Genomic DNA, 24,061 nt, shown 5'->3' with positions numbered 1-24,061 from the left:
CTTTCAGTGAGAAGGCCGCATTTCGCGTTCGTTGCACGGCTGCGGCGACCGTAACTGCAACCTAGAGTCCCGGTGAGCCGGGCGCACGGATTGCGCGCCCGGCTTCTGCATCATGCGCGAGCGGTGTCGACCTCCTCGAAGTCGACCCGGTGCGCCGTGCGGAGGATCTCCGTGGCGGTGGAAATCTCTTCGTCCTGACGGTCGGCGTCCCACCCGAGCGGGGTGGCGACGGCCTCGGCGACCTCACGGAGTGTCTGCGTACTCATGCCACCGACGAACGCGATGTCCGTGCGGCGAAGCAGCACGTCCATCAGGTGGACGACCTGCTCGGTGGCGGCGACGTAGGCGAGCTCCTCGCGGAAGTAGCCCGGAGCGTGCTCCAGCGGCTCGGCGTCGACGGGGAGGGCGGCCAACACCTCGGTGGCGCGTGTTCCGTAGCGCACCAGCATCCGCTCGACGATCTCCGGGGAGTGACCGGCGGCGTGGGACTGGGCCCAGCGCTTACGCGCCGCGGCACTGCGCGGGAAGCCCGCGCCACCGCCGATGGGGAGTCCGGCCGTGCCGACGCGGTGCGTGCGGCCGAGGACCTCGAGGGTCTTCGTGCTGAGGTGCTCGGCGAGCGCACGGAACGTCGTCCACTTGCCGCCGACAAGGCTCAGCACGGGCATGCCGTCGTGCGAGTCCTTGACGATGCGGTAGTCGCGCGAGACGAAGCCGGGCGCCGTGTCGTCGTGGCGGGGAAGCGGCCGGATCCCCGAGAACGTGTAGACGATCTGCGAACGGTTGACGTCGATCTTGGGGAACACGTGGTTGACGAGTTCGAAGAAGTAATCGATCTCCTCGTCTGTCGTCACGACGGGCTTCGCGGGGTCGGCGTCGATGTCGGTGGTGCCGACGAGAACGCGTCCCTTCAGTGGGTAGATCAGAACGATGCGACCATCGGAGTGCTCGAAGAAGATCTCGCGTCCCTTGGTGGCCTCGAGAAGCTCGGCGTTCTCGAGAACGATGTGCGAACCCTTCGTCCCGCCCATGAACGTCGAAGGGGTGCCGATCGCGGTGTTGGTGAGGTCGGTCCACGGACCGCTCGCGTTCACGACGACCCTGGCACGCACGTCGAACTCGGTGCCCGACAGCTCGTCACGCACGCGGACCGCGCCCTTGCTCGAGCCGATCGCCGAGACGTAGTTCACGGCGGTCGCACGGCCGTCGCCCGCGACGATGCCGTCGTGGAGCACATCGAGGGCCAGGCGCTCGGGGTCGTGCATCGACGCGTCGTAGTACGTCGCGGTGTACTTCAGGCCGGGGTTCATCTCGGGGAACTCCGCCAGCGACTTCTTGCGCCCGACGAACTTGTGCCGGGGAACCGTCCCGCCCCCGCGCGAGAAGGTGTCGTAGATGATGAGGCCGATCTTGATGAGCGCGGCGCCGCGCTCGTTCGGCTTGCCGCGTCCGTGCGTGATCAACAGTCGGAACGGCGCCTTCACGATGCCCGAGAACGTCTTGTAGATCGGGATCGTGGTCTGGAGGGGGCGCACGTAGTGCGGCGCGGTCTTGAGGAGGTCGTTGCGCTCGGTCACGGCTTCTTTGACGAGGCGGAACTCGCCGTTCTCGAGGTAGCGGATGCCGCCGTGCACCATGTGGCTCGACGCCGACGATGCACCCGAGACGAAGTCGCCGCGCTCGACGAGGGCGACGCTCACCCCCTGGAGGGCGAGATCACGAAGAGTGGCGAGGCCGTTGATACCCCCGCCGATGATGAGCACGTCCACCTCTCCGCGATCGCGGAGGGTCTGGACATCCTGACGGACGGGGGTGGTCGGCGTCGACGTAGTCACTGCGGGGCCTTTCGTGGGGTACGAACGACAGCATGCTCTTCAATGAACGTCCTTGCAACCGTCGTGCACGAATGTGCAGAATGGACGCGTGGCCGGCGCAGGGTCGAGCCGCGAGAGGAAACCATGTCGACGGATGCTGCGGCCAGCCGCGAGCAGGACGCCCTCCGCGCCGCCCAGCTCTACTATCTGCAAGACCTCACGATGGACGCGATCGCCCACGAGATGCGTGTTTCGCGGTCGTCGGTATCGCGGATGCTCGCCCACGCGCGGGATGTGGGCCTCGTCACGATCGCCGTTCACTCCCCGCAGGACGCGCGGAGCTTCGTCGAGCGGCGTCTCACCGAGCGTTTCGGCATCACGGCGCATGTGGTGCCGACTCCGGAGCGCATCAGCGAATCAGATCGCCTGGAAAGAACGGCCCTGTCGGCTGCACGAATTCTCGCCAACCGCCTCGATTCGTCGATGACCATCGGCATCGCGTGGGGCGCCACCCTCTCGGTCGTCGGCCGCCACCTGCAGGCCAAGGCCACGCACGACAGTCACATCGTGCAGATGAACGGGGCGGCGAACGTCCGGACCTCGGGCATTCCCTACGCCGCGGAGATCCTCGACCGGTTCGGTGCGGCTTTGTCGGCGTCGGTGCATCAGTTCCCCGTGCCTGCGCTGTTCGATGACCCCCTGACGAAGGAGGCGATGTGGCGCGAGAGGTCGGTGCGCGCCGTGCGCGACATTCAGGAACGCGTGAGCGTGTTCGTCTTCGGACTCGGTTCGCCGCATGCCGAGGTGCCGTCGCACGTCTACTCGGGCGACTACTTCGACGATGTCGATCTGCGTGCCATCGAGCGGGCGGGAGTGGTCGGCGACTGCGCGACCGTGTTCTACCGGCTCGACGGGTCGAGTGACGACATCGACCTGAACGCCCGGTCGAGCGGCCCCGACCTGGAGAGCGTGCGTCGCATTCCCACCCGGTTCTGCGTCGTGTCGAGCCTGTCGAAGCTCGACGCCCTCCGAGGGGCGCTCGCAGCCGGGATCATCACCGAGCTGGTCGTCGAAGAGACCCTCGCACGTCGTCTGCTTCAGGTCTCCGGGCGCTGACCGGAGTCACTTCTCGCCGAAGCCGTCTTCCACCAGGGCACGGAGCTCGTCGATGGCCGCCTCTGCTTCGGGGCCGGTCGCACTGACGCGCACCCGTGCTCCGGGGTGTACTCCGAGAGCCATGAGCGCGATGAGGCTGCGCCCCGAGACCGGGGCCGCCCCACTGTCGAGGTCGGCCAGGGTCACATCGGCGTCGTGGCGGCTGGCGGCCTTCACGAAAAGGGCGGCAGGCCGTGCGTGGAGCCCAGAAGGGTTCTCGATCACCGCTTCGAAGGACCTCGCGGATGCTGTCGTCTCGGTGCGCGCCGGTGGGGTGACCGGGCCGTCGGTGCCGGGCGGGTCGAGTTGCTCGAGCTTCGGCGAGAGGGCATTGCGCGCTTCGACCGCGACGGTGTCGAGATCGGCGCCCGCGGCCGCGAGCACGACCGCGGCGATCAGGCCTTCGACGAACGGCGCCGCGCTGAGGACCACCCGGGTGTCCGCTGTGGTGAAGTCGAGCGCCATGTCGGCGCTGAGGATCGCCGACCCGAGGTCCATCAGCACCAGGACGCCGTCGTCACCGGCCGCGCGGTCGATGGCCGCCGCGATCGTGACGGCGTCGGTGCCGAATCCGCCGTCTGCGATACCGGCCGCGATCTCGATCCTCGGGGGCACGTCTCCGCCCATCTGCAGGGCCAGATCGACGGCGGAGCGGGCGAGAGGAGCGCTGTGCGAGACGGCGACGATGCCGATCACGGTGCCGCCAGGGCGTCGCGCAGGGCCTCGACGAGCAGGGTGACCGACGTCGCCCCCGGGTCGAGGTGTCCGGCGCTGCGTTCCCCGAGGTAGCTCGCCCGCCCCTTTCGGGCCACGAGAGGGATCGTCGCGTCGCGTCCTCGTTCGGCTGCCTCGAACGCCGCCGTTGCGGCGTCGGAGGGCGAGGCGCCGTCAGCGGCGGCGGCGTCCCACGCATCGGCGGCAGGAGTGAGGGCATCCACCATCGTCTTGTCGCCGGGCGCCGCCTTGCCCCGAGCGACGACACCGTCGAGACCGGCGCGGAGCGCCGCACCGAGCGCGTTCGCGTCGAGGGTGTCGGCGCCACCGGCCGACGCGCCGAACCGCAGGAAGAAGGTTCCGTACAGTGGACCGCTCGCTCCGCCCACCGTGGAGACGAGGGTCATTCCGACGTTCTTGAACAGGTCGGCCGGGGTCACCAAGGTGTCGTTTCCGACCCGGGCGACGACCGCATCCATTCCGCGGATGAGGTTGGAGCCGTGGTCGGCATCGCCAATGACCGAATCCAACTCGGTGAGCTCACCCTGATGCTCCTTCACGAGTGCGCGGAAGCGTACGAGCCAATCGACGAGATCGGCTGAGGTGGCTCCGGTCATCTCACGCACCCCACCGCAGGCCGGGAGTCACGACGGGTGCGTCCCACAGCCGCAGCATCTCATCGTCGGCCTTCACGACGGTCAAGGCGATCCCCGCCATGTCGAGGCTGGTGATGTAGTCGCCGACGAGCGAGCGACGAACATCCACGCCCGCCTCTTCGAGGAGCGGGGCGATCTCTCCGTACAGGAGGTACTGCTCGATGAGCGGGGTGCCGCCGAGGCCCGACAGCAGCACGATCGCCGGGCCCGTCGCGTCGAAATCGGCCACGATCGGCTCGACCAACAGCCGCGCGATGTCGCGGGCGGGGGCCAGCGGCACGCGGCGACGGCCGGGTTCGCCGTGAATGCCGATGCCCACCTCCATCTCGTCCTCGGGGAGGTCGAACGTGGGTTTTCCGGCCGCGGGCACCGTGCAGCTCGTCAATGCGACCCCCATCGAGCGCCCGTTGCCGCTGATTCTCTCGGCGAGCGCGAGGATCGCGTCGAGGTCGGCGCCCTCCTCAGCGGCGGCACCGACGATCTTCTCCAGCACCACGGTGGTGCCGACGCCGCGGCGTCCTGCCGTGTAAAGGGAGTCCTGGACCGCCACGTCGTCGGCGACGACGACGGATTCGACCCGAATCCCCTCCGCCGCCGCGAGTTCTGCGGCCATCTCGAAGTTCAAGACATCGCCGGTGTAGTTCTTCACGATGTGCAGCACGCCGGCACCCGAGTCCACCTCCTTCGTCGCCGCGAGCATCTGGTCGGGGGTCGGAGACGTGAAGACCTCGCCGGCGCAGGCCGCATCCAGCATCCCGACACCGACGAACCCGCCGTGCATCGGTTCGTGCCCCGACCCACCGCCCGATACCAGGGCGACCTTGCCCGCTCGGGTGGGCTCGCCGCGCAGGATCACTCGGTTCTCGGTGTCGACCCGCAGCTCGGGGTGAGCCGCCTGGATCCCGCGCAGAGCCTCGGCCAGAACGTCGGCCGGGTCATTGATGAATTTCTTCACGCTGACTCCTCCATTCGCACCGCGCGTCTGCGCGCGGGCCTGTGGAGAATCTCCCGCGCGCCGCTCGGCCTGTCAAGGGTGCGTCGACGCTCGAGCGCTCAGAGACGTTCGAAGGGCAGTGCCCGCTTGATCCGCTCGATGGGAGTCTGCGCCGGCACTTCGTTGTAGACACCGGCGAGCTCCTGCCCGGAGAGGGCATGGATGGCGGTCATGATCTCGTCGGTGGCGAGGCGTCGGGCCCGGCCGGACGTCGCGGCACCGTGCCGGGAGAGGTCGAGCGGTTCGCCGAATCGCACGGTGATGCGCTCGCTCATCGAGGGGAACCTCGCCCCGACGGGCATGACGACGTCGGTGCCGACCAGGCCGACCGGTACGACGGGGGCGCCGGTCTGAAGAGCGAGGAAGGCAACCCCGGTGCGCCCCTTGTAGAGACGCCCGTCCAGTGAACGGGTGCCCTCGGGGTAGAGGGCGACGGCGCGGCCGTCATCGAGGAGCTGGCGCTGCAGGTCGAGCGCGTCCAGCGCCGCCTGGCCGGCGCCGCGCTTGACGGCGATCGCGCCGATGGCGGTGAAGAACTCGCGGGAGGCCCACTTCTCGAAGTAGCTCGACTTGGCGAGGAAGTGCACCGGGCGGGGGGCGGCGACCGGTATCGCGATCGAGTCGATGAACGACAGGTGGTTGCTCGCGAAGATCACCGGGCCCGTACGGGGGACGTTCGAACGGCCCTCGATCCGAGGCCGGTAGATCATGCGCGCGAGCGGAGCGACGACGAGTCTTCCGAGTGCATACGTGGCGCCCATGCGGGTGACGGGCGGCGACGTTTCGTCCTCGGCGCGCGGGGAGACATCGTCGTCGGGGGTCACCCGTCGAGGCTACCTCCGAATTCATGCTCGACCCGGCATGCCCCCCTTGCCGTCCCCGCGGAGCGGCCTCACAGCCCAGGCAAAGGCGCGATGGGGAAGGATGGGCGTGTTCCCCTTCGTCTTTCGAGAGGTCTCCCGTGCGCTTCCGCCCGCTCGCTTCCCTGTCCGTCGCCGCCGCAGCGGTCCTGCTGATCGCCGGGTGCTCCGCGAGCACCCCGGATGCGACCGAAACCACCAGTGAGGCCCCGGTCAGCGGGTGCGAGTCGCAGCTGAAGTCAGGTGCAGAATCCGACAGCATCGAGGTCGCCGGCGACTTCGCCGCGGAGCCCTCGGTCACGATCCCCGACGGCTTCGCCCCCGCCGGCCTCGAGCGCTCGACGGTCATCGAAGGCGATGGCGATGCGATCGGGCAGAACGAGGTACTCGAGGCCAACTTCACCCTGATCGATGTCGCGACCGGCGAGGTGCAGCTCGAAACTCTCTCGAGCGACCCCGACGGCATGGACACTCTCGTGAATCCCCAACAGATCTTCGGCGCCGCGCTCGAGTGCGCCAGGGTCGGCACCCGAACCGTGTCGGTGTTTCCCGACGGCGCGCTCGGAGAGGGATCGGCGGCTTTCGTTCTCGTCGCCGACGCTCTGGCGAAGTTGCCGGTCCGCGCCTCGGGCGCCGAGGTTGCCCCCGTCGACGGCATGCCGACGGTAGAACTGAGCGACGACGGCGCTCCGACGATCACCATCCCCGAGGGCGAAGCACCGACCGAGGTGAAGCTCGAGAACCTCATTCAGGGCGACGGTGACACTGTCGCCCCCGGCGATCAGGTCATCGTGCAATACACCGGAGTGAAATATTCGGACGGCTCTGTCTTCGACTCCAGCTGGGACCGCGGTGCGCCCACTCAGTTCGGCACCGACGGCGTCGTCGACGGTTTCCGTCAGGCGCTCGAAGGGCAGCAGGTCGGCTCACAGGTGGTCGTGGTCATTCCCCCGGCCTTCGGCTACGGCGCTGACGCGACCAGCGAACTCCAGAACGAGACTCTGGTGTTCGTCGTCGACATCCTCGGCGTGCAGCATGCCGCAGCGGCCTGAGGCGAATCCGGCGTGTCGTTAGGCTGAGCGGATGCGGCGCGTTCTCGTTCTCGGATCGACCGGCTCGATCGGCACTCAGGCACTGGACGTCATCAGAGCGAACCCCGACCGCTTCGAGGTGGTGGGGCTCGCCGCCGGGAGCGACCGCGCCGGCGTCGAGGCGCAGGCCACCGAGTTCGGGGTGGAGCACACCGCGCTCGGGGCGGTCGAGGCCGAGCAGCTGGTCCGTGACGTAGAAGCCGATGTGGTGCTGAACGGCATCACGGGTTCGGTGGGCCTCGGACCCACGCTCGCGGCCCTGGAGACCGGACGAACGCTCGCGCTCGCGAACAAGGAGTCGCTCATCGTGGGCGGCGATCTTGTCACGGCGATCGCCGCACCCGGCCAGATCGTGCCCGTGGATTCGGAGCATTCCGCGATCGCCCAGGCCCTGCGGTCGGGCACCCCGGCCGAGGTGCGACGGCTGGTTCTGACCGCGTCGGGCGGGCCGTTCCGCGGTCGCTCGCGCGCGTCGCTCTCGGGGGTGTCGCCGGTCGAGGCGCTCGCCCACCCGACGTGGGACATGGGCCGCATGGTCACGACGAACTCGGCGACCCTCGTCAACAAGGGCCTCGAGGTCATCGAGGCGCACCTGCTCTTCGACGTGCCCTACGACAGGATCGACGTCGTCGTGCATCCGCAGTCGGTCGTCCACTCCATGGTCGAGTTCGTCGATGGTTCGACGATCGCGCAGGCCTCACCGCCCGACATGCGCTTGCCGATCTCGCTCGGCCTCGATTGGCCGCAGCGCATCAGCGGTGTCGGTCGCCCGTTGGACTGGACCACCGCCACCGCGTGGACCTTCGAGCCTCTCGACGAGGAGGCCTTCCCCGCCGTCGCGCTCGCGAAGCGGGTCGGGCGCGCGGGACGCACCTACCCCGCCGTCTTCAACGCCGCGAACGAGCAGGCCGTCCACGCTTTCCACGACGGGCGTCTGTCGTTTCTCGGCATCGTCGAGATCATCGAGCGCGTGGTCGAGGCGCACGAGCCGCCGGAGCACCTCACGCGGGAGTCGCTCGCCGAGGCGGAGCGCGGCGCGCGCGAGGCCGCCGATCGGGCGATCGCTGCAGCATCCTGACGCCGTCCTCCGTGTCCCGAATTCCGCCACGATCGGACTGATTCGTTGCGGAAATGGGGACATTCTTCGGTTGATGTCCCACTTTCCGCAACGATGGGCGCCATCTGTTGCGGAATTCGGGACATGCAGGCTCAGGGCGCGACCGCCCAGGGCGCGACAGGCTCAGGTCACGATCTCCCAGGACGCGCGTGGCTCAGGGGGAGTCGAAGGGACGCTCGGGGTCTGAACTCGGGGTGGTGTCTGCGGGGTACGGCACCGGCCAGGTCGGTTCCGGCACCGGCCAGCCCGCGGCGCGGAGCGCGCGACGGGCGAGCTCGCGCGCCGAGTACGGGGTGCGGATGCCTCGGATGTCGCGGTAGTCCTGATGCCCCGGGCCCGCCCAGAGGATCGCGTCGCCCTCGCCGACGAGGGCGACAGCTTCGAAGATGGCGCGCTCGGGCGGGGAGAACTCGAGGATCTCGGCGGCGGGCCGGGCCCGACGGGCTGCGGCGACGAGGGTGGTGCGGATGCTGTCGGGATCCTCGCGGCGCGGGTGGTGATCGGTCACGACGAGGATGTCGCTGCCGTCGACCGCGGTGCGCCCCATGTCGTCGCGCTTGGTCGCGTCACGGTCGCCATCGGCTCCGAAGAGCATCAGCACACGGCCCGGTGTGACTCGACGCACGGCGGCGAGGGTCTTCTCGAAGGCGTCGGGCGAATGGCCGAAGTCGATGTAGACGGCGGGTCCGCGGTCACCCGAGACGCGCTGCGTGCGCCCGGGCAGGGAGGCCTCGATGCGCTTGCCGTCGAGGGCAGCGATGAGGGCGTCCCACGCGTACCCCGCCTCGAGCATCATCACGATGGCGAGGCCCGCGTTGGCCGCCATGTGCCGGCCGATGACGGGAACGACCGTGGTCAGGGAGCGCCCGTCGCTGCCGTTCAGACGGAACTCGGTGCCGTCCTGGCGTTCGTCGACGATCTCGACGACCCAGTCGGCGCGGGCTGCCGCGTCTGCGTCTTCGGCGATGTCGGGGGTCGCCACCGTCACGACCGGAACCTCGGCGCGCGCGGCGACCTCCGCGCCCGCGGCCGAATCCAGTGACACCACTGCTCGGCGCGACCGATCGGCGTGGAACAGCGGCAGCTTGGCCTCGAAGTACTCGCGCATGTCGGCGTAGTCGTCGAGGTGGTCGTGCGAGAGGTTGGTGAAGGCGGCGACGTCGAAGACGATGCCGTCGACTCGGTGGCGGCTGAGCGCCTGCGCGCTGACTTCGACGGCGACGGCTTCGACGCCGCGTTCGCGCATCAGGGCGAGAAGGGCGTGGAACTCGGATGCTTCGGGTGTCGTCAGGCGCGAGACGATGACCTGCCCGGCGATGTGCCGCTCCGCCGTGGAGGAGAGTCCGGTGACCACTCCGAGCTGGGCGAGGATGCCCTCGAGCAGGTGCGAGACGCTCGTCTTGCCGTTCGTTCCCGTCGTGCCGAACAGAACGGGGAGGGCGTCGCCGGGTCCGGTGCCGTAGACCCAGGCCGACAGATCGCCGAGCATCGCCCGGGGGTCATCGACCACCACGATCGGCAACCCGGTGTCGGCGGCGAGGCGCGCGCCCTCGTCGTCGGTGATGACGGCGACGGCGCCTTTCTCGGCGGCCTCGGCAGCGAAGGACGCGCCGTGGCTGTTCCCGCCACGGATCGCCACGAACGCTTCACCCGGCCTGAGGTCGGCGGTCGCGAGCGTGATGCCCGAGAGGGTGGTCGCGGAGGTGTCACCGTCGACGCGCGTGGCGAACCGGCTGGCCAGTTCGGCGAGACTCCGGACGAGCGGATGCTCGGGCCGGAGGACGGGTGGGAGGTTCGAGGCAGCGGTCGGCATGTTGCCTCCATTCTGGCATCCGGGCGCAGACAGCCCCGGAAGCGGGGTGTCGCGGCCGCCCCGGGCGCGCTCGCTCGGGGCAGCCGCGACGGGAATGCTATGCCCGGCGGCGACGCACGAGGGCGAGAACCGCGACGATCAGCGCGATGGCGCCGAGGGCGAGCCCGCCTCCACCCAGCCACAGGGCGGTCTGGTCGGTCGACGTCGCGGCGGCGGGTGCAGCATCCGCGATCGCTGTCTCGTCGTGGTCGGCGGCGGCGGAATCGTGCCCGCCGCCGTGCTCGTCCTCCGCGGCGACAGCGCCGACCGCGATGACGGGCGCCGGTGATTCCGGCTCGGCGCCGCCGTCGACGGCCACCTCGGTCCAGGCGGTGGAGCCCGCTACGCACAACTGCGTCACGGGCATCGGCACGTCGCTCTCGGCGAGCTGCTCGCTGAACCGCGCGTCGATGCTGACCTCGCCTTTGATGCCGTTCTCGATCGGCTCATCGGCGGTGAACGTGACCCGCGTGACGGTGCCGTTCTCGGCGACGTCGCGCGCGATGCTCCAGCCGGCGTCCGCGACGGGGACGACGTTCGTGACGCCCTCGGGGATGTCGATGATCATGCCCGTGGTCGGCGAGTCGTCGCAGCCGTGGCTGAACGAGAAGGTGAGGGTCGTCGAGGCCTCGGCTGATGCGTTCTCGGGGGTGACGTGCACGTGTGCGGATGCTGCGAGGGGCAGAGCGACGACGAGGGCGCCACCGAGGAGGAGGCCTGCGGTGAGTCGGGTGCGGGTACGGGTGGTGCGGATGGGTGAAGACATGGTTTCTCTCTCGGATGCGGGCGATGCCGCGCGCACGGACGTGCGAAGAAGGCGGCGGTCGCCGAAGGAACGGATGCTGCTCAGAGGGCAGCGGAGAAGCGCCGCACTCAGGCGGCGGAGGGGGAGGGGAGAGAAGCGGGCGGGCCGCGGCGCCCGAGGCCGGGGGGGAAGACGAACGAGACGGGGGGCGGCTCGGGGATGAAGCCGGCACCCCGCGGAACGCCGGGACCAAGGGGGCTGCCGGCCGGCACGGCGGCGGCCCGGACCATCCACGCGCCGATGGCCGCGAGCGCCGACTCGCCACGGCAGACCAGCGCGATCGTGACGAGTGCGGCGAGCACGTGCAAGAGGGTCATATCGGCGTAAACGGGGGCCGCAGCATCCGCCGACATCGTCATCGTCGTGTCGTGCACGTGACCCGGCGTCACCGACATCATCGAGCCCGCCGTCGCGCCGATGTCGCCCATGAGCGCGAAGGCGCTGTGGAAGAGGAGCTGGCTCGCGCCGACCGCGAGGGCCGCGCGCCACGGTTCGGGACGCGGGGAGGCGAGGGCGACCGCGAGCGGCGTGGCCAGTGCGAAGAGGATCGCGCAGTAGAGGAGAGACGGGGGCGCCCCACCGCCGAGGGTGTGGGCTGCGGCCGCGGTGATCGTGGCGACGGCGGCGAAGACGGCGCCGCGTGATGCGCGCGCCGCCCGATTGCTCATCGGGCCAGGGTAGCGCGCGATGCGCCGGGGATCGTGATGGCGGCTCCGAGCGGGTCCACGCTCGGCCCATTCAAAGGGTGCCGGGGGTACGGTGATCGCTGTGACCGCCCTTGCCTTTGTCGTCGGTGTCGTGCTGCTCGTCGTGGGCCTCGCCCTGTCGATCGCGCTGCACGAGATCGGACACCTCGTTCCCGCGAAGCTCTTCGGGCTCCGCGTCGGTCAGTACATGATCGGTTTCGGCCCGACACTGTGGTCGAAGAAGATCGGCGAGACCGAGTACGGGTTCAAGGCCATTCCGCTCGGCGGTTACATCTCGATGGCGGGCATGTACCCGCCCTCCCCCGGGGAGGCCGAAGGCGGGCGCCGCCCCGGCCGGATGCGGGCGCTCTTCGTGACGATGGTGCAGGACGCCCGGGCCGCGAACGACGAGACCCTGGTCGGGGTCGAAGACCGGGTCTTCTACAAGCTGCCCGTCTGGAAGCGCGTCGTCATCATGCTCGGCGGGCCCGTCATGAATCTTCTGCTGGCGGTCGTGCTCTTCGCGATCCTCGCCAGCGGGATCGGCGTGCAGACCGCGACGACCACCATCGCCTCGGTCAGCGAATGCGTGATCCCCGCCGATGCCGGTCGCACGGACTGCACCCCCGACGATCCGGCTGCGCCGGCTGCCAAAGCGGGGGTCTTGCCGGGTGACGTGCTCGTCTCGGTCGACGGCACCGCGGTCGCGACGTTCCCCGACGCCTCCGCCATCATCCAGGCGTCCCCCGGACGCCCGTTGTCGATCGTGGTCTCGCGGGACGGGGTCGAGCAGACCCTCACCCTCACCCCGGCCTTGACGACCCGCGCGGTCACCGACGACCTCGGACGCGCGGTGGTCGGCGACGACGGCGTGGTCGAGACCGAGCAGGTGGGTTTCGCCGGTGTGTCCTCGCAGACGGCCCTCGTTCCGCAGCCCATCTGGGTCGGCCCGCAGATGACCTTCGAGAACGTCGGCGCGGTGGCCGGCATCATGACGCAGCTTCCGGTGCGTGTCTACGACACCGCTGTCGATCTGTTCACGGGGCAGGAGCGCGACCCGAACGGTCCGCTCAGCGTCGTCGGGGCCGGTCGCCTCGCCGGCGACATCGCGGCCGTCGACGCACCCATCCAGAACCGGGCCGCCGGCATCATCGGCCTCCTCGCGTCGCTGAACATCGCGCTGTTCGTCTTCAATCTGATCCCGCTGCTGCCGCTCGACGGCGGCCACGTCGTCGTTGCGCTCTGGGACGGGATCAAGCGGCTGTGGGCGAGGGCGCGCAACCGCGTCAGCAGGCCCGTCGACGCCACGAAGCTCGTGCCCGTCACGTTCGTCGTGGTCGTGCTGCTGATCGGCATGGGCGGCATTCTCATCCTCGCCGACCTGTTCAACCCCGTCTCGATCCTCTGAGGTCGCTCCCGCCGCTGACGCGCTCGGCGGGACGCGCGTGTCCCGAATTCCGCAACGATCGACTGCTTTCGTTGCGGAAAGTGGGACATGGGCGAGGGCGTGTCCCGAATTCCGCAACGATCGGGCCTCGGGGTTGCGGAAATCGGGACATGCCGGCGCAAGGTGAGGCGGATGCTGCGGGGCAACGGGTCGGGTCAGGAGAGTGCGTGGCCGACCAGTCGCTCGAGCGTGCGCATGCCGTCGCGCGAGAGGATCGACTCGAGGTGCCCCTGCACCGAGGCGAAACCCTGCCCGCGGAGCGCGTAGACGTCGCCGGTCGAGGCGTCGGCCGCGATCTCCACCAGGTCTTCGGGCGGTGCGGTCTCCGCGAGCTTCGCGGTGAACGTGTTGTAGAAGCCGATCGAGGCCGCTTCGCCGAACAGGTCGACGGTTTTCTGCAAGCCCTGGTGCGGACGACCGAGCGGAGCCAGGTCGAAGCCGAGTGAATCGGCGAGGATCTGGTGGCTGAGGCACACCGCGAGGAGCGGCTGCTCCGAGGCGCGCCGCCGGCCGACGACCTCGCGCATGCGGCGGATGCGGGCGCTCGCCGTGTCGCGCGGGTCGCCGGGGCCGGGGCCCGAAACGACGAGCTCGGCCTCGTCGAGCTGGGGGTCGGTGACCTCGCCCCACGGCACGATCGAGACCTCCAGCCCGAGGTGGCGCAACTGGTGGGCGAGCATCGTGGTGAAGCGATCTTCTGCGTCGACGACGAGCGCGCGACGGCCGACGAACGGGCCGGTGCTCTCTGTCTCCTGCGGGTTCATCCAGAACGGCGCAAGTCGCGAATTGCGCGAGGCGAGCAGCTCGGCGATTGCCGGGTCGTCGGCGAGAGACGGCCGCTCGACGGTGGGGGCGTCTGGATCGGCGGTCGGATGCGGCGCCACGGGCACGTCGCGGGCGATCGCCCCGATGGCTCCCAGAACGCCTGCGGCCTTGCCGTGGGTCTCGCCCACCTCGCCGTCGGGATCGGAGTGGCGCACGAGCGTCGCGCCCACCGGGACGCGCAGCATGCCGTCGGCGAGGTAGGCGGTGCGGATCAGGATCGGCGCGTCGAGATCGTGGCTGGCACCGTCGCCGGTCTGCGAGCCCGTCGCCTCGGCGGGGGTGAAGAGCGCTGCGACCCCCGAGTAGTACCCGCGTGGTCCGCGCTCGTGGCGGGCGATGACGGCGCACGCATTCTGCATGGGGGAGCCGGTGACGGTGGGAGCGAACATGGTCTCGCGGAGGATGTCGCGCGGGTCGAGCCGGCTGCGACCGCGCAGGACGTACTCGGTGTGGGTGAGGCGTGACATCTCTTTCAGATGCGGCCCGGTGATCCGGCCCCCGTCGGAGCAGACGGCGCTCATCATCTTGAGTTCTTCGTCGACCACCATGAAGAGCTCTTCGGTCTCTTTCGTCGACGAGAGGAACTCGCTGAGCGTCTCGGCGGTCGCTCCTCCCGCGGGGTGGCGGAACGTGCCCGAGATCGGGTTCATCGTGACCACGCCCCCACGGGCGATGACATGCGCCTCGGGGCTCGCGCCGACGGCGATGAGGCCCGGGGTGATCACCGCGAAGGTCCAGTAGGCGCCGCGTTCGTGTTCGAGGAGTGCGCGGAACCATGTCAGCGCGGCGGTGCGCTCATCGGCGGCGACCCGGGCGGTGAAGTCGCGGCGGATGACGAAGTTCGCGCCTTCGCCCCGGCCGATCTCGTCGGCGATGACCCGCCGGACGATCTCGGCGTACTCCTCGTCGGGAATGTCGAAGCCGGCGTCTTCGAACGGCACGGGCGCCGAAGGCAGCGTGGTGAGGGCGTCGGTGCGCGACACGGCGAGGTGCTCGTCGACGACGAGGCAGCGCAGCGCTGCCTCATCGTCGCGGCAGACGAATCCGCGCTCGACGACCTGACGGTAGGGCACGAGAGCGAGCACTTCCCGGTCCACACCCGCCGGATCGGTGAGGGGGATGTCGGCGAGGAGGGCGACGTCGACGACGTCGCCGGTGAGGATCTCGACGGTGTCGCCGTCGCGCGCGATCAGCGCGAACGATTCGGTGCCCGCGGCGAGTTGTCGCAGGCGGGAGAGGGGAGCGGAGCCGGTCATGATCGGTCTTTCGTCGGAGGGCGGTCGCCCCACGCGGCTGCCTAACGAAAAAGACCGCCTCGAGGGCGGTCTGTCACGTGCGAACGCCCACCGCTTAGAGGGTGAGCCACCAGGAACGGTTCGCGGACATGCGCCGAACGTATCACACGCGCCTTTCGGCCTCTGGGCGGGTCGCCCGGCGTAGGCTGGGGGAGTGCCTGCAGTCAATTTAGGGATGCCTCGTGTCACCCAGGTTCTTGCGCCCCGGCGTAAGAGTCGCCAGATCAAGGTCGGCAAGGTCCTCGTCGGAGGAGACGCCCCCGTCAGTGTGCAGTCGATGTGCACGACGCCGACGACGAACATCAACGCGACGCTTCAGCAGATCGCCGAGTTGACGGCATCCGGCTGCGAGATCGTGCGCGTCGCCGTGCCTTCCCAGGACGACGCCGACGTGTTGCACATCATCGCCAAGAAGAGCCAGATCCCGGTCATCGCCGACATCCACTTCCAGCCGAAGTACGTCTTCCAAGCGATCGACGCCGGCTGCGCCGCGGTGCGCGTGAACCCGGGCAACATCCGCAAGTTCGACGACCAGGTCGGCTCGATCGCGGCGGCGGCCAAGGCAGCGGGCGTATCCCTTCGCATCGGTGTCAACGCCGGATCGCTCGACCCGCGCCTCCTCGAGAAGTACGGCAAGGCCACCCCCGAGGCGCTCGCCGAGAGCGCGCGCTGGGAGGCCAGCCTCTTCGAAGAGCACGACTTCCACGACTTCAAGATCTCGGTGAAGCACAACGACCCCGTGATCATGGTGCAGGCCTACCGCCTGCTGGCGCAGATGGGCGACTGGCCCCTCCACCTCGGCGTCACCGAGGCGGGCCCGGCGTTCCAGGGCACGATCAAGTCGGCGACCGCGTTCGGCATCCTCCTCTCGGAGGGCATCGGCGACACCATCCGGGTCTCGCTCTCGGCCCCGCCCGCCGAAGAGGTCAAGGTCGGGCACCAGATCCTGCAGTCGCTCAACCTGCGCGAGCGCAAGCTCGAGATCGTCTCGTGCCCGTCGTGCGGTCGCGCTCAGGTCGACGTCTACACGCTCGCCGACGACGTCACCGAGGGTCTGAAAGACATGACCGTCCCGCTGCGCGTGGCCGTCATGGGTTGCGTCGTCAACGGACCCGGCGAGGCTCGTGAGGCCGACCTCGGCGTCGCCTCGGGCAACGGCAAGGGCCAGATCTTCGTCAAGGGCCAGGTCGTCAAGACGGTGCCCGAGTCCGAGATCGTCGCGACCCTCATTGAAGAAGCGAATCGCATCGCTGCGGAGATGGGCCCCGACGCCGCTCTCGGTACGGCCCAGGTCATCACGGCCTGACCCCTTTCGCCGATTCGATCGGTCGAATCACGGGTTGTCGGCGGAAGGATCGGGTGCAGTAGCGTTCGGTCTCATGTCTGCTGCGCCACCGTCTCACGCACCGTCGCCGTCTGCGTCGCTTTCTCGGCCGATCATCGCCGGGATCGTCACCGCGCTGGTGGGGTTCACCAGTACGTTCGCGGTGGTGCTCACCGGGCTCCGGGCCGTCGGCGCAACCCCCGCGCAAGCGGCGAGCGGTCTGCTGGCGATCACCCTGGCTGCGGGTATCGGCTGCATCGTGATGGCGTGGCGTTTTCGTATGCCCATCACGATCGCGTGGTCGACGCCGGGCGTGGCACTGCTCGCAGCGACGGGGGCCGTCGAGGGAGGGTGGCCTGCCGCCGTCGGCGGATTCTTGGTGGCTGCGGTGCTGATCCTGCTCACCGCGCTGTTTCCTCCGATCGGAGCGCTGATCGCGCGCATTCCTCCCTCCATCGCCCAGGCGATGCTCGCCGGGGTGCTGCTGCCGCTCTGCCTCGCCCCGTTCAGCGGCCTCGTCGCGAATCCCTGGAGGGTCGCGCCGGTGATCCTCGTGTGGCTCGTCTTCTCGCGACTGCTGCCCCGCTGGGCGGTGCCGTTCGCGTTCCTCGCTGCAATCGCGGTGATCGCGGTGGAGCTCGCCCGGACGGGGGCGGGGACGGATGCTGCGGCGTTGTTCCCCCGCCTGGAGTTCACCGCCCCGACCCTCACTGTCGGCGCGGTGATCGGCATCGGATTGCCGCTGTTCGTCGTGACGATGGCGTCGCAGAACGTTCCGGGCGTCGCGGTGATGCGCAGCTTCGGGTACGACATCCCGTGGCGTCCGGCGATGCTGGTCACCGGCCTCGGTACGGCGCTCGCGGCCACGGCCGGCGGTCACGCCGTGAACCTCGGTGCGATCAGCGCTGCGATCGCCGCAGGCCCCGACTCCCACCCCGATCCGAAGCGCCGCTGGGTGGCGGGTGTCTCGGCGGGCGGGTCCTACCTCGTGCTCGGTGCGCTGTCGGCGGCGTTCGCGGCGCTGGTGCTGCTCGCCCCGGTCGGGGTCATCGCGGCGGTCGCGGGTCTCGCGCTCTTCGGGGCATTCGGATCGGCGATCCAGCAGGCGATCGATGACCCGGGGGAGCGGCTGCCCGCGGTCGTCACGTTCCTCGTCGCGGCCTCGGGGATCGCCATCGCCGGCGTCAGCGCGGCGTTCTGGGCGCTCGCCGCGGGGCTCGTCGTCCGCGCGGTGCTGCACGTCGGCCGGCGCTGACGCAGCATCAGCCCCTCGGATTCTGAGGAGACCTCGGAGTACGAGGGCGCTTCGAGCGTGGGGCATCCTCAGTCTTCGGAATCCCCTCGATCTCAGCCGAACGCCGTCCGCAGTCGACGCGTCCACGGGGCATCCAGGCGGAATGGCGGATGCCCGCCGGCGGAGAAGCCGCCGTTACCGACCTGTGACCATGGGGTGTCGATCGTCGTGAACCTTTCGGTGGTTCGCGGACACTACTAGGTGTGGATACAGACGACGCCGCGTTGTGGACGCGAGTCCGCGACGGAGACGATGCCGCCCTCGCCGCCCTTTTCGACCGGCACGAGGCGCGGCTCTTCCGCCACGCCCAGCGCCTGCTCTCGTCGAGGGAAGATGCGAAGGATGCGGTGACCATCGCCTTCTTCGAGCTGTGGCGCCGGCGCGAGTCGGTGCGCCTCGTCGACGGTTCGCCGTTGCCGTGGCTGCTCAACACCGTGGCGCACAGCGCACGCAACCTCGAGCGTTCGGGGCGCCGCTATGCGGCGCTGCTCGAACGAGCACCGATTCGGGAGGATCAGCACCCGGGGGCCCATGACGAGAGCGGCATTCTGGCGGCGCTACGGCGGCTGCCGGCGAAGGAGCAGAGCGTGCTCGTTCTCACCGTGCTGGAGGGATACCCCGAGCGCGACGCCGCCGAGGCCCTCGGCATCCCCGTCGGGACCGTGAAGTCCCGCCTCGCCCGTGCGAAGGCGAAGCTGCGCGACGAGATCACGTCATTGGAGGCGTCATGGGCATGAACGACGAACAGCTCAGCGCTGCCGAGCACGACGACCTTCGCTCGCGCCTGGTCGCCGGTACGAAGCGCATCAAGCCCGTCGGGGCCCACCGTCGCGCGATCATCACCACCACGGTCGCCGTCGTGCTGGTCGCGGGGCTCTCGGCCGGTGCGGTCGGGGCGGCGAACTTCCTCCGGATGGGGGAGCGGGCCGAGCCGATCGCGACGCCGACGGCGGCGCCCACCTCTACGCCAGCACCCACGCCCACCTCTACGCCAGCACCCACGCCCAGTCGCACCCCGACGCTGGCCCCGACGACTCCGGCAGCGGAGCGCATCGCGGCTGATCCGACGTCGCGCTTCTCATTCGGGTGCAACGACATCGCCCAAGATGTCTCCGTTTTCTTTGAGGGGGCGGTGCCGCCTGTCGCATCGGAGATGCCAGACCTTGTCGGGCAGGCCAGCTGGCTTTCGGGCCCCGCCGAGTACGCATTCGCACAGGCGGGCGCGCTCTACTGCGAGTACGGTGCGTCGCCTGCGGCAGGTACCGGGTGGGCGACGGTCATCATTGTTCCGGATGCCGCGGGGGCACTGGAGGATCGAGAAGCGACTCTCGGATCAAGTGATATCTGCGACGCGGCTTTCCCGTGCGAACTGGTGGGCGGCGCCTATCTTGAGGTGGATGGGCAGCCGGCTGGGGCCGTCGACGACCTCGAGGCGCGCTCCAACTCGGGTGAGACTGCCGTCGCGGCGGTGCGCGAACGGCTCCTCGGCGAAGAGATTCTTGAGCCAACGTGGTTGCCCCCGACGGGCAGCACTCCTGTCGTCGGCGACTGTGAAGCCGTTCTTCCATCCACCGCAGTCGCTTCCGCCTTCCGCGCTGTCGCAGCGGAGACCACCAACCCTGAGGGCGGCTGGGGTATCCGCGCGTGGATGATCTCCGACGCGTGGGGCGCGGCCCCGTGTTACTACAGCGAAAGCGGGTCTGATCCGATGAATGGGCCGTCATTCGGAGTCGTCACATGGTTGCCCGGCGGGGAGTGGGCCTATCGGCGGGCCGCCGTCGGAGCACCGCTCGATCTCCCGGGCGCATCGAGCGAGGATCGAGCGCTCGTGTCTTGCGAGTCGAGCGACTACTTCTCCTGCACGGTCGACGTGCTGGCGGACGGCAACTGGGTCCGGTACTCGCTTCCGATCGATGCGCCCGAAGGTGAGCGGGCAGCCATCGTGCAGGAAGTGGCGAGTGCGATTGTCGCGACGGTGCGCGGATGAGGGAGGAACCGCATCGCTGTGCCGGCCGCAGCATCCGCCGCCCGTAAACTCGACTCGTGGTCACACGTCTGTCGCATTACTTCCTCCGCACGCTCCGCGAAGACCCGGCTGACGCCGAGGTCCCCAGCCACCGGTTGCTGGTGCGCGCCGGGTACATCCGTCGTCAAGCCCCGGGCATCTTCGCCTGGCTGCCGCTCGGCCTTCGGGTCAAGGCGAAGATCGAGGCGGTCATCCGCGACGAGATGGCGAACGCCGGTGCGTACGAGGTGCACTTTCCGGCCCTGTTGCCGCGCGAGCCGTACGAGACGTCTGGCCGGTGGGAAGAGTACGGCGACGGCATGTTCCGCCTGAAAGACCGCAAGGGTGCCGACTACCTGCTCGCACCGACGCACGAAGAGGTCTTCACGCTGCTCGTGAAAGATCTCTACAACTCGTACAAAGACCTGCCGCTGTCGATCTACCAGATCCAGGACAAGTACCGCGACGAGGCGCGCCCCCGTGCGGGGCTGCTGCGCGGCCGCGAGTTCACGATGAAGGACGCCTACTCGTTCGATGCGACCGACGCGGGACTGGATGCGTCGTACCAGGCGCAGCGTGACGCGTACGAGCGCATCTTCGAGCGGCTCGGACTCGAGTACGTCATCGTCGCCGCCGACGCGGGCGCGATGGGCGGCTCGAAGTCGGAGGAGTTCCTGCACCCGACCCCGATCGGTGAAGACACCTTCGTGCGTTCGGAGGGAGGGTACGCCGCCAACGTCGAGGCGTTCACGACCGTCGTGCCCGAGCCGATCCCCTTCGACGGGCTCCCCGAGCCGGTCATCTTCGATTCGCCGAACACCCCGACGATCCAGACGCTCGTCGACCACGCGAACGCCGTGCTCGAGGGCGACTACACCGCCGCGCACACGCTGAAGAACGTGGTGCTCGCCCTCACCCATCTCGACGGCACCCGCGAGGTCGTCGTCGTCGGGCTCCCGGGCGACCGCGACGTCGACGACAAGCGCGTCGAGGTGGCTTTCGCCCCCGCCGCGGTCGAACCCGCCACGACCGACGACTTCGAGCGCAATCCACTCCTGGTCAAGGGCTACATCGGACCCTGGTCCGAGACCGGCCCGATCCTCGGCGAGGAGTCGGCGACCAGCATTCGGTACTTCCTCGATCCGCGCGTCGTCGACGGCACGGCCTGGATCACCGGGGCGAACATCGACCAGAAGCACGTGCACTCGCTCGTGGCCGGGCGTGACTTCACCTCCGACGGCTTCATCGAGGTCGCGACCGTCCGCGAAGGCGACGCCGCCCCCGACGGCTCGGGACCGGTGACCCTCGCGCGCGGCATGGAGATCGGGCACGTGTTCCAACTCGGTCGCAAGTACGCCGAGGCGCTGGGGCTCAAGGTGCTCGACGAGAACGGCAAGCTCGTGACGGTCACGATGGGCTCGTACGGCATCGGCGTCACCCGCATTCTCGCGATCATCGCCGAGCTCAACAACGACGAGAAGGGCCTCATCTGGCCCGCATCGGTCGCGCCGTTCGACGTGCACGTCGTGGCGACCGGACGGGATGCTGCCGCTTTCGAGCTGGCTGCGTCGCTCTCGGATGATCTCGAGTCCGCCGGCTTCGACGTTCTCTACGACGACCGCCCGAAGGTCTCGCCGGGCGTCAAGTTCGGCGACGCCGAGCTCGTGGGAGTGCCGCGCATCGTCATCGTCGGCCGCGGTGCAGCCGACGGCGAGGTCGAGCTATGGGATCGCCGTACCGGTGACCGCGAGGTCGTCCCGGCCTCCGAAGCGGTCGCCCGCCTGCGTTCCTGAGCTCCGGCCCACCGCCGGCGTCGCGGGCGTAGGACATGGCGCGGACGTAGGACGGATCCGCCGGAAACGTCCTACCTCCGCGTTATCTCCGACCTTCGGCGCGGCCCGCGCCGCGCGGGTCAGGACTCGGGGTCGGTCGAGCCGCGCAACCACGGGCGGCCCAGCGGAACGGTCGTGCGGCCCATCGTGCGGCGGATGAACTTCTCGGCCAGCATGTAGGTCGCAAGGCCGGATGCGGCGATCAACAGGATCGACCCGGCGGCGCCGAGCGCCTCGGCGCCACCGAACGCCGTGACGGACTGAAGCAACAGGCCACCGGAGACGCAGAGCAGCGTGATCGGCAGTACGGAGTTGTGGGTCGCACCGGGAAACGCGAACAGCACCGCGAGTACGGCGAACATGAGAGTGAACACGCCCCGTGCGGGGCCGGCGACTTCGAAGAAGCCCAGTTCTCCGCCGAGGAGGAAGCCGGGCATGCAGAGCCAGTACCAGCCGAATGCGTTGTACACCAGGAAGTGGAAGTCGTCGCCGATCGCGAACGACAGCATGCCCGCGATGATCTGCACGACCCCGCCGAAGATCGCGCCGACCCAGAACACCGAACTCTCGTTCTGCACACCGAGGTGCGCGAGCTGGGCGGTGAGGGTCGCGATGGCGAAGCCGAGAAGCCCGATGAGCCCGGGATCGGCCGTGGATGGGGTACGTGCGAGGCGAAGCGCAAGAGGGGAGGACACGTTCGACGGTAACGCACGGTGTGTGCCCCCGCGCGGGGGGCAGTCAGTCTCCCGCGAGCGGGGCATTCCGGCGACGGTGGACGACGGCGAGCACGCCGACGGCCAGGAGCGCGCCCGCCACGACGGGAAGCGCCGGGTCGATGCCCGCTCCGGTGGCGGGGAGGGGAACGGTGGGGGGAGTTGCTGTCGGCGTCGCGGAGGGAGTGGTCGAGGGCTCGGGTACCGGTAGCGGCGAGATCTCGACGTTCACTTCGACCCCGGGATCCTCGGTGGGGGAGGCGGCGGACGCGTCGGTCGAGGCGGTGACGCCGCCCGCGAAGAGCGCCCCGCCGATCAGGAGTGCGGCGATGACCCGGGCCGCGGAGCGAGCTGCTCGGCGCGAGGAGGCGGCCGCGAGCGCGGCGTCCGGCGCTGCGGCGTCCGCCGCGTGCGGAGGCTCGGCGGGTGCGGTGAGGCGCCCTTCTGCGCGGGCCGCGGCGATCAGTTCGGCGGTCTTGCGGCGGTCTCGGCGGCGCTGACGCAGGTACCAGGCCACCAACAGGGCGGCGATGGCGAGAAAGGCCAGCTGCGACCACGGGAGGGCGATCAGGGTCGCCGAGGCCGCCACCGGCACGGCCTCCGCGACCGCGACGTCGTCGCTGACCGCGACCGGGGTCGCTTCGACGCGGACGTCGTACCAGGCGAGCGGCCATACCGAGGCGACGCGAAGAGTGCCGGCACGCGTTTCGCCTGGCGCGATGTCGGCGATCTCCTCGCCCGCCCGTTCGCTCGCGGCGAGGCCGAACGGGCCCGAGACGACGGCGAGCGGAGCGGCTCGCAGCCGCGTGTTGCCGGTGTTCGTGATCGAGTAGGCGATGTCGATGAATCCGGGCTCGAACGGATTGACCGACCCGGTGAAAGTTCCTGTGACAGACGCCGACGCCTCGGTGCGCAGCTCGCCGGTCACCCGCGTCATCACGCGGAAGCCGACTCGGGACTCCACACCGACGGTGTCCGTCCCGGGAGTGTGGATGCTGGCGGCCACGCCCGCGGGGTGATCGCCCGGGGTCGCGTCCGCGGGCACCGTGATCTGAAAGGGCACGATCTCCGAGGACTTCGCAGCGACCGACACCGTCTCGGGGAGGGCGATCCAGGTGCCGGCGTCGGTGGAGGGTCGATCGGAGGGGAGCATGTTGAACCGCCCCGTCTCGGTGAAGTAGCCGTCGGCCGCCGAAAGTCGGAAGTCGACCGGCTCGTCGCCATGATTGTCGACCACGAGGTACTCGACGCGATCGGAGCCCGGATCGCCCTCCCACTCGACCCAGGAGCGGCCATCGGGGCCGCAGGCGGTGCCCGGCCGCACCGACCAGGTCACCGAAGATGTGGCGGTCGGCGAGTCTGCGGGTGCAGGGGTGGGAGGCGTCGGCGTCGTCTGGGCCGACGCCACCGACGAAACTGCGAGCGGCGAAAGGGAGAAAAGCGCGGCCACCACAGCGGTGGTCGCTTTCGTCAGGAGGGAGTTCATGGGGCAGGACCTCGGCGGCGTAGGGCGTACGCGGGGTGTGTGGGGGGGGGGGGGGGGGGGGGGGGGGGGGGGGGTTTTTGCACCAAAAAGTTTCGG

The 24,061-nt window shown here is 69.6% G+C and carries 20 protein-coding genes; 9 read left to right on the top strand and 11 right to left on the bottom strand.

Translation table 11 applies throughout. The features are described 5' to 3' along the window. Window positions 1-110: 110 nt before the first annotated feature. Complete coding sequence (locus ACFXQA_RS00610; protein WP_394517849.1) at window positions 111-1,835, bottom strand: glycerol-3-phosphate dehydrogenase/oxidase; 1,725 nt, start codon at window positions 1,833-1,835, stop codon at window positions 111-113. Window positions 1,836-1,958: 123 nt separating this feature from the next. On the opposite strand from ACFXQA_RS00610, the gene ACFXQA_RS00605 reads away from it, so the two are divergent. Next, window positions 1,959-2,930, top strand: a complete 972-nt coding sequence (locus ACFXQA_RS00605) for a sugar-binding transcriptional regulator (RefSeq protein ID WP_394517848.1) — start codon at window positions 1,959-1,961, stop codon at window positions 2,928-2,930. A 6-nt stretch (window positions 2,931-2,936) separates the two neighbouring features. Here ACFXQA_RS00605 and dhaM read toward each other — a convergent pair whose 3' ends face one another. From dhaM to ACFXQA_RS00585, 4 genes are all read right to left on the bottom strand, one after another. Continuing rightward, complete coding sequence (dhaM, locus tag ACFXQA_RS00600) at window positions 2,937-3,665, bottom strand: dihydroxyacetone kinase phosphoryl donor subunit DhaM (protein WP_394517847.1); 729 nt, start codon at window positions 3,663-3,665, stop codon at window positions 2,937-2,939. Then, window positions 3,662-4,300, bottom strand: coding sequence for a dihydroxyacetone kinase subunit DhaL (gene dhaL, locus ACFXQA_RS00595; RefSeq protein ID WP_394517846.1), 639 nt, complete (start codon window positions 4,298-4,300; stop codon window positions 3,662-3,664). Before dhaL ends, dhaM begins: the two co-directional genes overlap by 4 nt. Window position 4,301: 1 nt before the next feature. Beyond that, complete coding sequence (dhaK, locus tag ACFXQA_RS00590) at window positions 4,302-5,294, bottom strand: dihydroxyacetone kinase subunit DhaK (RefSeq protein WP_394517845.1); 993 nt, start codon at window positions 5,292-5,294, stop codon at window positions 4,302-4,304. A 98-nt stretch (window positions 5,295-5,392) separates the two neighbouring features. Beyond that, complete coding sequence (locus ACFXQA_RS00585; protein ID WP_394518059.1) at window positions 5,393-6,094, bottom strand: lysophospholipid acyltransferase family protein; 702 nt, start codon at window positions 6,092-6,094, stop codon at window positions 5,393-5,395. A 200-nt stretch (window positions 6,095-6,294) separates the two neighbouring features. On the opposite strand from ACFXQA_RS00585, the gene ACFXQA_RS00580 reads away from it, so the two are divergent. Both ACFXQA_RS00580 and dxr read left to right on the top strand, forming a co-directional pair. After that, entirely contained in the window at window positions 6,295-7,245 is a 951-nt protein-coding gene (locus ACFXQA_RS00580) for an FKBP-type peptidyl-prolyl cis-trans isomerase (protein ID WP_394517844.1), read from the top strand. A 31-nt stretch (window positions 7,246-7,276) separates the two neighbouring features. Then, the gene (gene dxr / locus ACFXQA_RS00575) at window positions 7,277-8,362 is read left to right on the top strand and encodes a 1-deoxy-D-xylulose-5-phosphate reductoisomerase (protein ID WP_394517843.1); all 1,086 of its coding nucleotides are present in this window, start codon (window positions 7,277-7,279) and stop codon (window positions 8,360-8,362) included. A 193-nt stretch (window positions 8,363-8,555) separates the two neighbouring features. Here dxr and ACFXQA_RS00570 read toward each other — a convergent pair whose 3' ends face one another. From ACFXQA_RS00570 to ACFXQA_RS00560, 3 genes are all read right to left on the bottom strand, one after another. Beyond that, window positions 8,556-10,214 carry a Mur ligase family protein gene (locus ACFXQA_RS00570; RefSeq protein WP_394517842.1) on the bottom strand — a complete coding sequence of 553 codons (1,659 nt, stop codon included), beginning with the start codon at window positions 10,212-10,214 and terminating at the stop codon, window positions 8,556-8,558. Between the two features lie 97 nt (window positions 10,215-10,311). Next, window positions 10,312-11,019 (bottom strand): YcnI family copper-binding membrane protein, encoded by a 708-nt coding sequence (locus tag ACFXQA_RS00565; RefSeq protein ID WP_394517841.1) that lies wholly within the window; start codon window positions 11,017-11,019, stop codon window positions 10,312-10,314. Between the two features lie 107 nt (window positions 11,020-11,126). Further along, a complete protein-coding gene (locus ACFXQA_RS00560) occupies window positions 11,127-11,726 on the bottom strand; it encodes a hypothetical protein (RefSeq protein ID WP_394517840.1) in 600 nt (199 codons plus the stop codon). A gap of 100 nt (window positions 11,727-11,826) precedes the next feature. On the opposite strand from ACFXQA_RS00560, the gene ACFXQA_RS00555 reads away from it, so the two are divergent. Next, window positions 11,827-13,152 (top strand): M50 family metallopeptidase, encoded by a 1,326-nt coding sequence (locus ACFXQA_RS00555; protein ID WP_394517839.1) that lies wholly within the window; start codon window positions 11,827-11,829, stop codon window positions 13,150-13,152. 194 nt (window positions 13,153-13,346) lie between these two features. Here ACFXQA_RS00555 and ACFXQA_RS00550 read toward each other — a convergent pair whose 3' ends face one another. Beyond that, window positions 13,347-15,272 (bottom strand): chorismate-binding protein, encoded by a 1,926-nt coding sequence (locus ACFXQA_RS00550; protein WP_394517838.1) that lies wholly within the window; start codon window positions 15,270-15,272, stop codon window positions 13,347-13,349. A gap of 193 nt (window positions 15,273-15,465) precedes the next feature. On the opposite strand from ACFXQA_RS00550, the gene ispG reads away from it, so the two are divergent. The 5 genes from ispG (at window position 15,466) to ACFXQA_RS00525 (ending at window position 21,727) form a co-directional block, all read left to right on the top strand. Beyond that, window positions 15,466-16,617 (top strand): flavodoxin-dependent (E)-4-hydroxy-3-methylbut-2-enyl-diphosphate synthase, encoded by a 1,152-nt coding sequence (gene ispG, locus ACFXQA_RS00545; protein ID WP_394517837.1) that lies wholly within the window; start codon window positions 15,466-15,468, stop codon window positions 16,615-16,617. 73 nt (window positions 16,618-16,690) lie between these two features. Next, a complete protein-coding gene (locus tag ACFXQA_RS00540) occupies window positions 16,691-17,890 on the top strand; it encodes a benzoate/H(+) symporter BenE family transporter (RefSeq protein ID WP_394517836.1) in 1,200 nt (399 codons plus the stop codon). A gap of 242 nt (window positions 17,891-18,132) precedes the next feature. After that, entirely contained in the window at window positions 18,133-18,666 is a 534-nt protein-coding gene (locus ACFXQA_RS00535; protein ID WP_394517835.1) for an RNA polymerase sigma factor, read from the top strand. Continuing rightward, entirely contained in the window at window positions 18,663-19,916 is a 1,254-nt protein-coding gene (locus ACFXQA_RS00530) for a hypothetical protein (protein WP_394517834.1), read from the top strand. The genes ACFXQA_RS00535 and ACFXQA_RS00530 overlap by 4 nt, the downstream gene beginning before the upstream one ends. A gap of 56 nt (window positions 19,917-19,972) precedes the next feature. Then, on the top strand, window positions 19,973-21,727 hold the full coding sequence (locus tag ACFXQA_RS00525) for a proline--tRNA ligase (protein WP_394517833.1): 1,755 nt from the start codon (window positions 19,973-19,975) through the stop codon (window positions 21,725-21,727). A 119-nt stretch (window positions 21,728-21,846) separates the two neighbouring features. Here the strand turns inward: ACFXQA_RS00525 and ACFXQA_RS00520 are convergent, their stop codons facing one another. Next, the gene (locus ACFXQA_RS00520; RefSeq protein ID WP_394517832.1) at window positions 21,847-22,461 is read right to left on the bottom strand and encodes an acetate uptake transporter family protein; all 615 of its coding nucleotides are present in this window, start codon (window positions 22,459-22,461) and stop codon (window positions 21,847-21,849) included. Between the two features lie 43 nt (window positions 22,462-22,504). Then, window positions 22,505-23,965: an LPXTG cell wall anchor domain-containing protein gene (locus ACFXQA_RS00515; RefSeq protein ID WP_394517831.1), complete on the bottom strand. Its 1,461-nt coding sequence runs from the start codon at window positions 23,963-23,965 to the stop codon at window positions 22,505-22,507. Between the last annotated feature and the right edge of the window lie 96 nt (window positions 23,966-24,061).

Origin of the sequence: Microbacterium shimangi, from assembly GCF_043556445.1 — a bacterium.
Lineage (GTDB): Bacteria > Actinomycetota > Actinomycetes > Actinomycetales > Microbacteriaceae > Microbacterium.
This window is presented reverse-complemented; position numbering and strand designations above follow the sequence as displayed.